This is a genomic window from Streptomyces sp. P5F9 (genome assembly GCF_057961495.1).
Genome location: NZ_JBXVPZ010000299.1, coordinates 1 through 12,094, shown reverse-complemented (window position 1 = coordinate 12,094; position 12,094 = coordinate 1). Strand labels below are relative to the sequence as shown.

Here is a 12,094-nt window from a genome sequence, read left to right as displayed (position 1 = left end):
GGACGGTGGAGTCGGCCCCGACGCCAGACGGGTTGAAAATGTGAGCCTGCGTTCGAGAGGTGCGCCCCTCACGGGTGGGTGGGGGTTCGAGACAGCGAGCTCGGACTCCGGCGCGAGGTACGCCGAAAATGCCGACCCGCGCCGCAGAGGCGCACCCCCTCTGGATGAGATGAGGGGTGGGACAGTGCGCCCGGCCTCGGACGCCGGACCGGCTGAGAATGTCGACCGGCGCCGGAGATGTGCGTCCCGCCTGGTGGGCGGGACGGTGGGCTGGGCCCCAGATGCCGGGCGCGCTGGATCTGCCGACCGGCATCGAGAAGGACCGTCAGCCGAAGCGAAGCGCCGTCACCCCCTGATGATCCCCAGCACCTCGTCCCGCACCTTCGTCATCGTCGCCTCGTCCCGTGCCTCCGTGTTGAGCCGCAGCAGGGGTTCCGTGTTGGAGGGGCGGACGTTGAACCACCAGTCGGCGGAGGAGACGGTCAGGCCGTCGAGTTCGTCGAGGGTGAGGTCGGTCTGGTTCTCGTAGGCCGTGCGGATCGCGGCGAGGCGGGCCTGTTGGTCGTCGACCGTGGAGTTGATCTCGCCGGAGCCCACGTAGCGGTCGTACTGGGCCACGAGGGCGGAGAGGGGGCCGTCCTGGCCACCCAGGGCCGCGAGGACGTGGAGGGCGGCCAGCATGCCCGTGTCGGCGTTCCAGAAGTCCTTGAAGTAGTAGTGCGCGGAGTGCTCGCCGCCGAAGATCGCGCCGGCCTTCGCCATCTCGGCCTTGATGAAGGAGTGGCCCACGCGTGTGCGTACCGGTGTGCCGCCGTTCTCCTTGACGACCTCGGGGACCGACCAGGAGGTGATCAGGTTGTGGATGATCACGCCCTTGCCGCCGTTCCTCGCCAGCTCGCGGGAGGCCACCAGGGCGGTGATCGCGGACGGGGAGACCGGGTCGCCGTTCTCGTCGACCACGAAGCAGCGGTCGGCGTCGCCGTCGAAGGCGATACCGAGGTCGGCGCCCTCCTCGCGGACGCGTGCCTGGAGGTCGACGATGTTCGCCGGGTCGAGCGGGTTGGCCTCGTGGTTCGGGAAGGTGCCGTCCAGCTCGAAGTACATCGGGACCAGCGTGAGCGGCAGGCCGGCGAACACCGTCGGGACGGTGTGGCCGCCCATGCCGTTGCCCGCGTCGACGACGACCTTCAGGGGGCGGATGGAGGTCAGGTCGACGAGGCCGCGGAGGTGCGCCGCGTAGTCCTCCAACGTGTCCCGCCGGGTGATCGTTCCCGCCGGTCCGGAGACCTCCGGCGCGCCCGAGTCCAGCCAGGACTCGACGAGTTGGCGGATATCGGCGAGGCCGGTGTCCTGGCCCACGGGGGCCGCGCCCGCCCGGCACATCTTGATGCCGTTGTACTTCGCGGGGTTGTGCGAGGCCGTGAACATGGCGCCGGGGAGGTCGAACGCGCCCGACGCGTAGTACAGCTGGTCCGTGGAGCACAGGCCGATCTCGGTCACGTCGACGCCGCGCGCAGCCGCCCCGCGCGCGAAGGCCGCGGACAGGCCCGGGGACGAGGGCCGCATGTCGTGCCCGGTCACGATCGCGCTCGCGCCGGTCACTTGGACGAAGGCCGCTCCGAACAGCTCGGCCAACGACTCGTCCCACTGGTCCGGGACGACGCCCCGTACGTCGTACGCCTTCACAAGCTGTGACAGATCAGCAGACACGGCCAACCCTCCAGAAAGTCCTATCGGTCGCCCCAAACTACCCGCCAGGACCGCCGTGCGACGTGCGGCAACCGAGCCGTCCACACACCGTTACCTCAGCTCAGGGCGGCATCTACCCGAGTGGCACAGGGTGGTTGGGTGAGGGGCCGCCTGAATCGTTGAACAACTCGCCCGCAAGTCAGGCGGATCGTTGAACGACTCGATCACCGAACGAGCGGATCGTTGAACGACCGGCTCGCCGAGCGGCAGGATCGTTGAACGAAACTCCAGGAACGAACTCCGGTACAGGCGCCGTCAGTTGTCCGGTGAGCGCAGCACCCGGAGATGACCTCGGCGTGCGACCTCCATCGGGTCCGCCGTGCGGGCCCCGCCTCCGCCGCCGGCACCTGCCGCGCGTTCCTGGGGGCGGGCCGCCTCGCGCACGGCGTTGGCGAGCGCTTCGAGGTCGTCGCCGCTCGGGCGGGCCGGGGCGGAGCTGTCGAGGAGGCGGACGACTTCCCAGCCACGCGGCGCGGTGAGGCGCTCGGAGTGCTCGGCGCACAGGTCGTAGCAGTGGGGTTCGGCGTAGGTGGCGAGCGGGCCGAGGACCGCGGTCGAGTCGGCGTAGACGTACGTCAGCGTCGCGACGGCGGGGCGGCCGCAAGCGGTGCGCGAACAGCGACGTACGGGGCTCACGACGTTGGACGGTACCGCACTCTTGAGCGGGCCGCGACGACTCTCCCCCAGGTCACCCCACCGTGTCGGGCTGTGAAACGCCCCACACACCCCACCGGCAACACGCCGCTGACCTGCGCAGACACCCCTCCCCGAGATCTCGAACGGGGTCCAACCCGGTCACCACTCGGCACAAACACCATCAATTGCCTTGAGAGGGACGGTCTTCGAGACATACGGAATCGAGCCCAACCTTGGCTGGAATGGTCATCCGGCGACATGCCGTGCGGAGCACCCTGCGGCGGGTGGAGTCGGGCGGCCGGACCCGGCGGGGACTACGCTTCACCAGTGATGGACACCCCCGTACCGCCCTCCGCCGCCGGCCCCGGGCCCCGCCGCCGCGATCGCCACGGCCGGGGCATGCGCGGCCCGATCGCGCCGCCCCAGGTTCCGCTCGCCGCGAGCCGCGCCGACGCCTTCGCGGACTTGGTGCAGGACTCCGTGGAGCGCCTGGAGCGACGCTGGCCGCAGTTGTCCGAGATCGATTTCCTCGTCCTCGAAGTCCCTCGACTGGGTGGTGCGGGCGAGGGCTGGAACGACGAGTCGGTGCCCCTGGGGGGCACGATCGCCGCCCGCGAGGGACAGCCCGCGCGCGTGGTGATCTACCGGCGCCCGGTCGAGATCCGCACGAAGGGGCGCGACGAACGGGCCGCCCTCGTCCACGAGATCGTCGTGGAGCAGGTCGCCGAACTGCTGGGGCTCACCCCGGAGACGGTCGACCCGCGCTACGGGGAGGACTGAGCCCTCCCCACGCGCGCGTGCCCCGGCTTCTACTTCTTCTGCAGCACCGACAGGTCCTCGTCCGTCTGGGGCACCGACACCGTTCCCCGGTCGTCGGGCAGTGTCTGGATCGTGAAGCCCGGTACGCCCTCCTCGGTCGCCGACAGCGTCCGGGCCGCGTACACCGGGCCGCCCGACTGTGGCTCGACCGTCAGCGCGTAGGTGCCCTTCAGGCCTGCGGGGACCGGAAGTTCGACGTCCTCGGTGGTGCCGGCCTTGATCGTGTACGTCTTCGAGACGGGCGTGCCGCCGCCGCTGCCCGCGGACGCGGTGACCTTGACCGTCGCGGTGCGGGTGGGGGCGACCAGGGACAGCGTGGAGCCCTTGGCGCTGTTGTCGGCGGACGTCGCGCGCGTGCCGACCTGGCCGGTCGCCGGGATGAACGCCGTCTCCTGCTTGCTGCCCTTGCCCCGTACGACCTTCAGCGCGGCGACGACGGGCACGGACTGGTCGGTCGGTGTCAGGACCAGGGAGCCGGGGTCGCCGCGCGTGACGTCGCCCAGGTCGACGGCGGTCGTCATGCCCGCCTTCACGTGCACGGTCTCGTGCCCGGCCGGCGTGATCATCCCCGTGGGTGACGACAGCCGCACCTTCAGGTCGGCGTCCGAGTCGCCCGGTGTGAAGGCGATCAGCCGCACGGAGGTGGCGTCCTTCGGGATGCCCGGCATGACCAGGCTGCCGGCCGGGTCCGTGGACGCGGCCAGCCAGTCGCCGCCGAGCTTGGCGTCGAGGGCCTGCACGGACGCGCCGACCCGGCCGCTGCGCACGCTCACGTGCACGGTCAGGTCGGTCTCCTGGTCGTCGGTGAGCGTGGACAGCAGGATCGGCTCGCTGGCGTGCGGCTCGACCGTGATGCCCTCCCCCACCGTCGACTTGAGGTCGCCGTCCTTGCCGTAGAGCTCGATGTCGACGACGGCGGCGGAGTCGTCCGGGTTGGTGAGGTGCACGTAGTCGGTGCGGCCGGTGGCGGTGCTGGCGCCCGGGAACCAGAACTCGGTGTCCGGGGCGGTGCAGTTGACGCCTTGGAGGCCGCGTCCGTTGCCCGCGGCGACCTCGGTGGTCTCCTGGACGGACCAGCCGGGCGCGTACTTGCCCTCGGCGGTGCCGAGCAGTGCGGGCGCGTCGGCGCCGGAGCTGTCGCCGGTGGCCGGGGTGCCGGGGGCCTTCGGCTCCAGGACGGGCTTGGCGGGTTTCTTCTTGTTGCTCGTACCGTCGCCCGACTCCTCGGTGGCGGACTGGAGTTCGGCCTTGCCACTGCTGTCCGCGCCCGTCGTGACGGGCGTGAAGGACGTGTACGAGGTGTCGGCGAGGTCGGAGGTGCTGGGCGCCGGGCAGAGCAGGCTGGTGCGCTCCACGGGCAGCCGGGCGGCCGCCTTGGCGGTGCCGGTGCCGGACGCGGCCGGTGCCTTCATCTCGGCGAACCCGGTGACGGCGGCGAGCGCGACCACGCCGGCGAGGAGGGACAGGGTGGGGCGGTTCACTGCTGGCTCCCGTCGGGGCGCTCATTGCCGTGCGGTTGTTGCTGCTGGGCCGGGTCGTACGTCGGGTCGTAGGCGGGGTCGTAGTTCGGGTCGTAGCCCTGGTTCTGCCCCTGGTTCTGCCCCTGGTTCTGGTCGTAGCCCTGGTCGTACGTCGGGTCGTACGCCGGTGTCGCGGGCTGGCCGCCGTAGGCGTACGGGTCGTACTGGCCGGCCTGACCGGCCTGACCGGCCTGGTAGGGGTCCGCCTGGTACGACTGGTCGTAAGTACCCGCCGGGTACTGCTCGTTGCCCTGGTACTGCTCGCCGCCGTAGGTGCCGTACTCGGCGCCCGCGTAGCTCGCCGCGTCCCACTCGCCGTACGACTGCTGCTGCGGGATCGCAGCGACGGCCTCCTCCTCCGGAGGAGGCGTGGCACCCGCGGCGAAGGCGTCGAACTGCCCGGTGTCCGCGGTCTCGTCGGTCTCGTCGGCGGTCTCGGCCTCCGCCTGGGCGCGCAGACGGCGGGCCCGGCGGCCCTCGCCCGCGACCGCCTGGGCCGGGATCAGCTCCTCCTCGGGGAGGTCGTCGTCGATCTCACGGCGGCGGCCCGGGAGGGCGAGCACGACGAGGACGAGGGCGAGCGCGCCCTGTGCCCACAGCCAGGCGGTGTGCCCGATGGGGTCGTCGTAGGTGACGTCCAACTTGCCGCCGGAGGCAGGGAGTTCGAAGCCCTGGGCCCAGCCGTCGACCGTGGTGCGGGTGAGCGGCTTGCCGTCCAGGGTGGCCGTCCAACCCGCGGCGGCCGAGTCGGCCAGGCGCAGGACGCGGCCGGTGGCGCCGGACGGGATCGTGGTGTGGATGTCGACGGGTCCGGCGGCGACCGGCTTCGGGGTGGCGGAGCCGGTGACGATCGCCGCGCGGGAGACCTCCTCGTCCACCTGCCACAGGGCGCTGCCGTCGGCCTGGCTGAGCCTGCTGAGGCCGGGGGTGGCGTCCAGGACGCGGCTGACCTCGCGGGGCGCGCCCTTGTGGACGAGGACGTAGCGCACCGCGAAGCCGCCGAGTTCGTCGGCCTGGTCGGCGCCGGAACCGGCGACGAGGTTGGCGACGACCTTGTCGAGGTTGGTGTTCTCGCCGTCCGCCGCGGCGAACTCGCCGTCTCCCATGCGGGCGCCGGAGCCGCGCACCAGCATGTAGCCGACGTGAGCGGCGGAATCGCTGTCGAGGACGAGGGTGCGTGCCTGGTCCCGGGTGCCGCTCTCCTCGGCGACGAACGCGGGCACCTGGGTCGGGTCGTGGCGCTCCAGGGGGCCGTCGGCGCCGCCGATCATCCAGCCGGCGGCGACGAGCAGCGGGCCCGCTGCCGAGGCGAAGGCGATCAGCACGGCCACCGGCTGGCGCCAGCCGAAGCTCTGCTCGGCCACACGCGCGCGTGCCCCGTCGGCGCCGAGCGCGGCGGCGGCGAGGAGGGCGAGGCCGTAGACGAGGGTCGCGGGGCCGGCCCAGGTGGAGCTGTTGGACAGGACGGCGAAGACGAGGCCCACCAGGGCGACGCCCCAGGCCGTCCAGATTCCGAACTGACGCTCACTGCGGAGCAGGGCGGCGAGCGCGGCCAGGACGATGCCGATGAGCATCAGGCCGCTGACCGTGCCGGGGCCGCCGGGGCTGGCGCCGAGCAGGTCGAGGGGGGACGCGGACCCGGAGCCGTACTCCAGGCCCGCCTGCTGGAAGAAGCCGAACGGGAGCAGGGTCAGCGACCAGGGCGCCAGGATCAGCAGCGGGGTGCCGTACTGGGCCAGGAAGCGCGGTCCGTAGCCGACGAGGTCGGCGCGGCGCACGGCCAGCAGCGCGACGCCCAGGAGCAGCGTGATGGGCCAGATGATCGGCGTGAAGGCCGTGGTGACCGTCAGCAGCAGGGCGTACGCCCAGGTGGCGCGCCAGCTGCCGCGGGCCCCGGAGGCGTGCGTGAGGCCGCTGGCCGCGATGCCCGCGCGGGCCATCAGCGGAAGCAGTATGGCGAGTACGGCGGTGCCGATGCGGCCGCCGGCGAGGGCGCCGGTGGCGGCGGGCAGGAAGGCGTAGACGACGGCTGCCCATGCGCGCAGCAGGCGGGACTCGACGAGCGGGCGGGAGGCGAAGTAGGCGGTGAACCCGGCCAGCGGGACCGAGGCGACCAGGAGGACCGTGACCGCGAGGCCGGTCGAGCCGAAGAGCAGCGAGGAGAGCATCGCGACGAACGCGAGGTACGGCGGCGCGGACGGGGTGCCGCCGACGCCCACCGGGTGCCAGGAGTCCAGGAAGCGTGACCACAGCTCACTGGAGTCGCCCGGGGCGGGCAGCAGCGCGCCGCCCGTGAGCGCGCCACTGGCGAGCAGGCCGCGGCAGGCGACGAGGGAGACGAGCAGCAGCACCAGGAACAGCACCGGGCCCGGCTTGCGGGCGATGCGCTTCACGCGCGCGAACTGCTCGATCTCCAGGAAGTCCGCGTCGTCGCCGCCGGGTCCGGACTCGACGGCGCCGCCGTGCCGGCCGGCTCCGGAGGTGATCTCGGGGTCGGAGGTGTCGACGAAGCTTCCGGCGACCTGTTCGAAGGTGGCCCGCACGGTCGCGCCCGGCGGCGGGAACAGCGGCCGCAGTTCGGCCTTGTCGATCTGGGCGCCGGCGCGCCTGCGCCGCCCGGCGAGGATCCGCTCGGGGCGCAACAGGGTCCCCAGGAGGCCGCGGATCTCGTCGAGGGCCTGTCCGGGGACCTTGCCTACGAGGTTGGCGACGGTCCGCAGCAGCGTGCCGACGACGACCCTGAAGAGGACCCAGGGCAGCACGGCCGTACGGCTGTTGACGAGCAGGGTGTAGACCGCGCCGGCCTTGTCGACCTTGTGCGGGGAGGCGACGGTGCGGCCCGCGCAGTCGACGGCGCGCCGCTCGCGGGAGGCCGCCTCGGCGTGCCGTACGACCGCCTCGGGGGCGACCAGGACGCGGTGGCCGGCGGCGGTGGCGCGCCAGCACAGGTCGACGTCGTCGCGCATCAGGGGCAGCCGGCGGTCGAAGCCGCCGAGTTCGTCGAAGACGTCGCGCCGGACGAGCATGCCGGCGGTGGAGACGGACAGCACCGGCCGTACGTGGTCGTGCTGTCCCTGGTCCTGTTCGCGGCGGTCCAGGCCGGTCCAGCGGCGGCCGGAGTGGGCGATGGTGACGCCGACCTCCAGCAGCTGCCGCCGGTCGTACCAGCCGCGCAGCTTGGGGCCTACGACGGCCACGTCGTCGCGGCCCAGTTCGTACTCCTGGTCCACGACCCGCAGCAGCTGGGCCAGGGCGTCCGGCTCCGGGGCGGAGTCGTCGTGCAGCAGCCACAGCCACTGGACGGGCTCGCCGTACGGGAGTTCGGGCATGTCGTAGGCGTCGTCGCGCCACGTGCGCGTGACGGGGTCCCAGCCGCTGGGGCGCTTCAGGTACGGCAGCTCGTCCGGGGTCAGCAGGGGCGCGGTGCGGTTGGCCTCCTCGACGGCCTGGCCGAAGCCGGTGCGCCGGGCGAGGTGGAGCACGCGGTCGGCGCCGAGGGCGTCGGTGACCAGCTGGGCGGAGTCGTCCGCGCTGCCGGTGTCGGCGGCCATGACGCTCTGCACGGGGCGCTCCTGGCCGAGCAGCCCGGCGAGCGCGTCGGGCAGCCAGCGGGCGCCGTCGTGGGAGACGAGCACCGCGGTCACCACGTGACGCGGGAACTCAGGAGTGGCAGCGTCGTGTTGGCCTGCCGTGTGGCTGTGCACGGACATCGAGGTACGGGCCCCGGTTCGATGGACTGCGGTGGACGCCCGTGTCCCGAGGGGACTGCGGTACGTCTCGGACGAGCGCCCACACTATCGGCTGGGCATGACGACGGCCCGCCGCCTGTGGATAACCCAGCTGCGACGGGCCGTTCAGTACGTCCCGAGGTATGTCCCGAGGTGTGCCGTCCGGCTTCAGACGGCGGCCTTCTTGAGCCGACGGCGTTCCCGCTCGGAGAGGCCGCCCCAGATGCCGAAGCGTTCGTCGTTGGCGAGGGCGTATTCGAGGCATTCGGAACGGACCTCACAGGCCAGGCAGACCTTCTTGGCCTCGCGGGTGGAGCCGCCCTTCTCGGGGAAGAAGGACTCGGGGTCGGTCTGGGCGCACAGCGCGCGCTCCTGCCAGCCGAGTTCCTCGTCCGCGTCGTCGACCAGCAGTTGCTGCACCAGCTCGGTCATGTGCGCCCCTCGTCTGTCTTTCGCGTCCCCGTGATGTGGCCGTTACCGATGTCGGCTGAACGACACGAGTGAAATTACAAGTGTGCTGCTCCGGGCGAGTCAAGCCGAGATCTGCTATTGGGCCCCTTATTCACTCTGCGGAACCAAGGGCTAGCAGAAAGTGTTCAAATCGGCATAAACCTTGACAAGCAAAGGAGACCCCCCTGAGCGCCTCCTACCCCGAGACGGAGCCTGTACGGGGGAGGACGCTCAGGAGTTCGATCTCGTTCCACTGGGGTTTGTGCGCCCGGTTGTGCGCCATGTGTCCCGGTAGACACCTGAACAAACCTTTCACCTCGGAGATGAACCGGATGAGGTGAAACATGTCCCACATGCCGGGCGTCGAGTTGACAGTGCGGGTGTGAACCGCTGTCCTTATGGGCATGCTCGCGAACTCGGCACTCACCTCGACCCGCACCGCCGGGTCCCTCGGTGCTGCCCACGCTCGCTGTAGCTGTTGTTGCTGTTCCGGCTGTTGAGCCCCACGCGCTCCGGCCTCCCCGCATTTCCTGTTTGGTGACATCCAGCCCCCGCCGTTACTTCTTACGCCGAGGAACCACCGCACCCCCATGAACAGCGACAGCGACCTCCAGATCGCCGGCGACATCCTCGAAGTCCCGCACCTCCTCCAGCCGCCGCGCGAACACCCCGCCACCCTGGCCGAGTTCGTCGGCCTGGCGCGCTCCGTCGCGGCCGACCGCGCCCAGTGGGAGCACCTCGTCGAGTACGACGCGACGACCCGCTGGTACCACCGGCTGAACACGGGCCCCGGCTACGAGGTGTGGCTGCTGTCCTGGGTGCCCGGACAGGGCAGCGGGCTGCACGACCACGGCCGCTCCTCCGGTGTGCTGACCGTCCTGGACGGCACGCTGACCGAGCGCACCGAGCGGGGCACGCGTGCGTTGGGGGCGGGCGCGCAGCGGGTGTTCGCGCCGGGGTACGTCCACGAGGTCGTCAACGACACCCTCGAACCGGCCATAAGCCTGCACGTCTATTTCCCCGGGCTCACGGAGATGCCCATGCACACCGCCTGCGCGAGGCGCACCGGGGCCGAACCGGTCGATGCCGTGACTGCCTGACGCGTTGTCGTACCCGCCTGCAAGACTTGTGCCCATGCGCATTGTGGTTCTTGCAGGCGGTATCGGTGGTGCCCGGTTCCTGCGCGGTCTCAAGCAGGCCGTGCCGGACGCGGACATCACGGTGATCGGCAACACGGGGGACGACATCCACCTCTTCGGGCTGAAGGTCTGCCCGGACCTCGACACGGTGATGTACACGCTCGGCGGCGGCATCAACGAGGAGCAGGGCTGGGGTCGGGCCGACGAGACCTTCCACCTCAAGGAGGAGCTCGGGGCGTACGGGGTCGGGCCCGAGTGGTTCGGGCTCGGCGACCGGGACTTCGCCACGCACATCGTGCGGACGCAGATGATCGGCGCCGGGTTCCCGCTGAGCGCGGTCACCGAGGCGCTGTGCGACCGGTGGCAGCCCGGGGTGCGGCTGATCCCCATGACGGACGACCGCGTCGAGACGCACGTCGCCGTCGAGGTGGACGGCGAGCGCAAGGTGATCCACTTCCAGGAGTACTGGGTACGGCTGCGCGCGTCGGTCGCCGCCGAGGCCGTCGTACCGGTCGGGGCCGAGCAGGCCAAGCCCGCGCCCGGGGTCCTGGAGGCGATCGCGGAGGCGGACGTCATCCTCTTCCCCCCGTCCAACCCGGTCGTCTCCGTCGGCACCATCCTCTCCGTGCCCGGCATCCGCGAGGCGATCGCCGAGGCCGGGGTGCCCGTGGTCGGCCTCTCCCCCATCGTCGGGGACGCGCCCGTGCGCGGGATGGCCGACAAGGTGCTCGCGGCGGTGGGCGTGGAGTCCACGGCCACGGCGGTCGCCGAGCACTACGGCTCGGGACTGCTCGACGGCTGGCTCGTCGACACCGTGGACGCCGCCTCCGTACCGGACGTCGAGGCGGCCGGCATCCGGTGCCGGGCCGTGCCGCTGATGATGACCGACACCGAGGCGACCGCGCGGATGGCGCGGGAGGCGCTGGCGCTGGCGGAGGAGGTGCGGGCGGCATGAGCGACGTGGCACCGGTGGAGGGATACCGGGTCTGGGCCGTGCCCGGGATGCCCGAGGTGGCGGCCGGGGACGATCTGGCCAAGCTGATCGCCGCGGCCGAGCCCGGGCTCGTCGACGGGGACGTGCTCCTCGTCACCTCGAAGATCGTGTCCAAGGCGGAGGGGCGGATCGTCGAGGCGGCCGACCGGGAGGCCGCGATCGACGCCGAGACCGTACGGGTCGTCGCGCGGCGCGGGCCCCTGCGGATCGTGGAGAACCGGCAGGGGCTGATCATGGCCGCCGCCGGCGTCGACGCCTCCAACACCCCTGCCGGGACCGTGCTGTTGCTGCCCGAGGCCCCGGACGCGTCCGCGCGCGCGATCCGCGACGGGCTGCGGGACGCGCTCGGCGTCGACGTCGGCGTCGTCGTCACCGACACCTTCGGGCGGCCGTGGCGCACGGGGCTCACGGACGTCGCGATCGGCGCCGCCGGGGTGCGCGTGCTGGACGATCTGCGCGGGGGCGCGGACGCGTACGGCAATCCGCTGAGCGCGACCGTCGTGGCCACGGCGGACGAACTGGCCGCCGCCGGTGATCTCGTCAAGGGCAAGGCCGCGGGGCTGCCGGTCGCCGTGGTGCGGGGGCTGCCGCATGTCGTGACCGCCGAGGACGACGAGTTGGGCGCGCGGGCCATGGTGCGGGGCGGGCGCGACGACATGTTCCGGCTCGGGACGTCGGAGGCGGTACGGGAGGCGGTGACCCTGCGTCGTACGGTGCGGGCCTTCACGGACGAGCCGGTCGACCCCGGTGCCGTACGACGGGCCGTGGCCGCGGCGGTGACCGCGCCGGCGCCGCATCACACGACGCCGTGGCGGTTCGTGCTGCTGGAGTCCGCCGAGTCGCGGGGGGCGTTGCTGGACGCGATGCGGGACGCGTGGATCGCGGATCTGCGGCGGGACGGGAAGTCCGAGGAGTCCATCGCGAAGCGCGTGCGGCGCGGCGACGTGTTGCGCGGGGCGCCGTATCTCGTGGTGCCGTGTCTCGTCATGGACGGGGCGCACACGTACGGGGACGCGCGGCGGGACGGGGCGGAGCGGGAGATGTTCGTGGTGGCGGCGG

The 12,094-nt window shown here is 72.1% G+C and carries 9 protein-coding genes; 4 read left to right on the top strand and 5 right to left on the bottom strand.

The genetic code is table 11. The features are described 5' to 3' along the window. Window positions 1-345: 345 nt before the first annotated feature. Window positions 346-1,710: a phosphomannomutase/phosphoglucomutase gene (locus AC31A1_RS34845; protein WP_489657144.1), complete on the bottom strand. Its 1,365-nt coding sequence runs from the start codon at window positions 1,708-1,710 to the stop codon at window positions 346-348. 294 nt (window positions 1,711-2,004) lie between these two features. Next, complete coding sequence (locus tag AC31A1_RS34840) at window positions 2,005-2,436, bottom strand: DUF3499 domain-containing protein (protein WP_078532602.1); 432 nt, start codon at window positions 2,434-2,436, stop codon at window positions 2,005-2,007. Between the two features lie 279 nt (window positions 2,437-2,715). Between AC31A1_RS34840 and AC31A1_RS34835 the strand changes: the two genes are divergently transcribed. Continuing rightward, window positions 2,716-3,165, top strand: coding sequence for a metallopeptidase family protein (locus AC31A1_RS34835; protein WP_366498950.1), 450 nt, complete (start codon window positions 2,716-2,718; stop codon window positions 3,163-3,165). Between the two features lie 29 nt (window positions 3,166-3,194). Here the strand turns inward: AC31A1_RS34835 and AC31A1_RS34830 are convergent, their stop codons facing one another. From AC31A1_RS34830 to AC31A1_RS34820, 3 genes are all read right to left on the bottom strand, one after another. Then, window positions 3,195-4,685, bottom strand: coding sequence for a DUF5719 family protein (locus AC31A1_RS34830; protein ID WP_489657143.1), 1,491 nt, complete (start codon window positions 4,683-4,685; stop codon window positions 3,195-3,197). Next, the gene (locus AC31A1_RS34825; RefSeq protein WP_489657142.1) at window positions 4,682-8,434 is read right to left on the bottom strand and encodes a glycosyltransferase; all 3,753 of its coding nucleotides are present in this window, start codon (window positions 8,432-8,434) and stop codon (window positions 4,682-4,684) included. The genes AC31A1_RS34830 and AC31A1_RS34825 overlap by 4 nt, the downstream gene beginning before the upstream one ends. A 186-nt stretch (window positions 8,435-8,620) precedes the next feature. After that, a complete protein-coding gene (locus tag AC31A1_RS34820) occupies window positions 8,621-8,884 on the bottom strand; it encodes a WhiB family transcriptional regulator (protein WP_003975777.1) in 264 nt (87 codons plus the stop codon). A 608-nt stretch (window positions 8,885-9,492) separates the two neighbouring features. On the opposite strand from AC31A1_RS34820, the gene AC31A1_RS34815 reads away from it, so the two are divergent. From AC31A1_RS34815 to AC31A1_RS34805, 3 genes are all read left to right on the top strand, one after another. Continuing rightward, window positions 9,493-10,002: a cysteine dioxygenase gene (locus AC31A1_RS34815; RefSeq protein WP_489657141.1), complete on the top strand. Its 510-nt coding sequence runs from the start codon at window positions 9,493-9,495 to the stop codon at window positions 10,000-10,002. Between the two features lie 34 nt (window positions 10,003-10,036). Further along, window positions 10,037-10,996 carry a 2-phospho-L-lactate transferase gene (gene cofD, locus AC31A1_RS34810; RefSeq protein ID WP_489657140.1) on the top strand — a complete coding sequence of 320 codons (960 nt, stop codon included), beginning with the start codon at window positions 10,037-10,039 and terminating at the stop codon, window positions 10,994-10,996. Next, a partial coding sequence (locus tag AC31A1_RS34805; protein ID WP_489657139.1) for a coenzyme F420-0:L-glutamate ligase occupies window positions 10,993-12,094 on the top strand: 1,102 nt, incomplete at its 3' end. The genes cofD and AC31A1_RS34805, both read left to right, overlap by 4 nt.

Excerpts from the sequence above, each read along its gene's own strand:
- cofD (WP_489657140.1), top strand. The coding sequence starts at position 10,037 with ATGCGCATTGTGGTTCTTGCAGGCGGTATCGGTGGTGCCCGGTTCCTG.
- AC31A1_RS34820 (WP_003975777.1), bottom strand. The coding sequence starts at position 8,884 with ATGACCGAGCTGGTGCAGCAACTGCTGGTCGACGACGCGGACGAGGAA.
- AC31A1_RS34835 (WP_366498950.1), top strand. The coding sequence starts at position 2,716 with ATGGACACCCCCGTACCGCCCTCCGCCGCCGGCCCCGGGCCCCGCCGC.
- AC31A1_RS34825 (WP_489657142.1), bottom strand. The coding sequence starts at position 8,434 with ATGTCCGTGCACAGCCACACGGCAGGCCAACACGACGCTGCCACTCCT.
- AC31A1_RS34815 (WP_489657141.1), top strand. The coding sequence starts at position 9,493 with ATGAACAGCGACAGCGACCTCCAGATCGCCGGCGACATCCTCGAAGTC.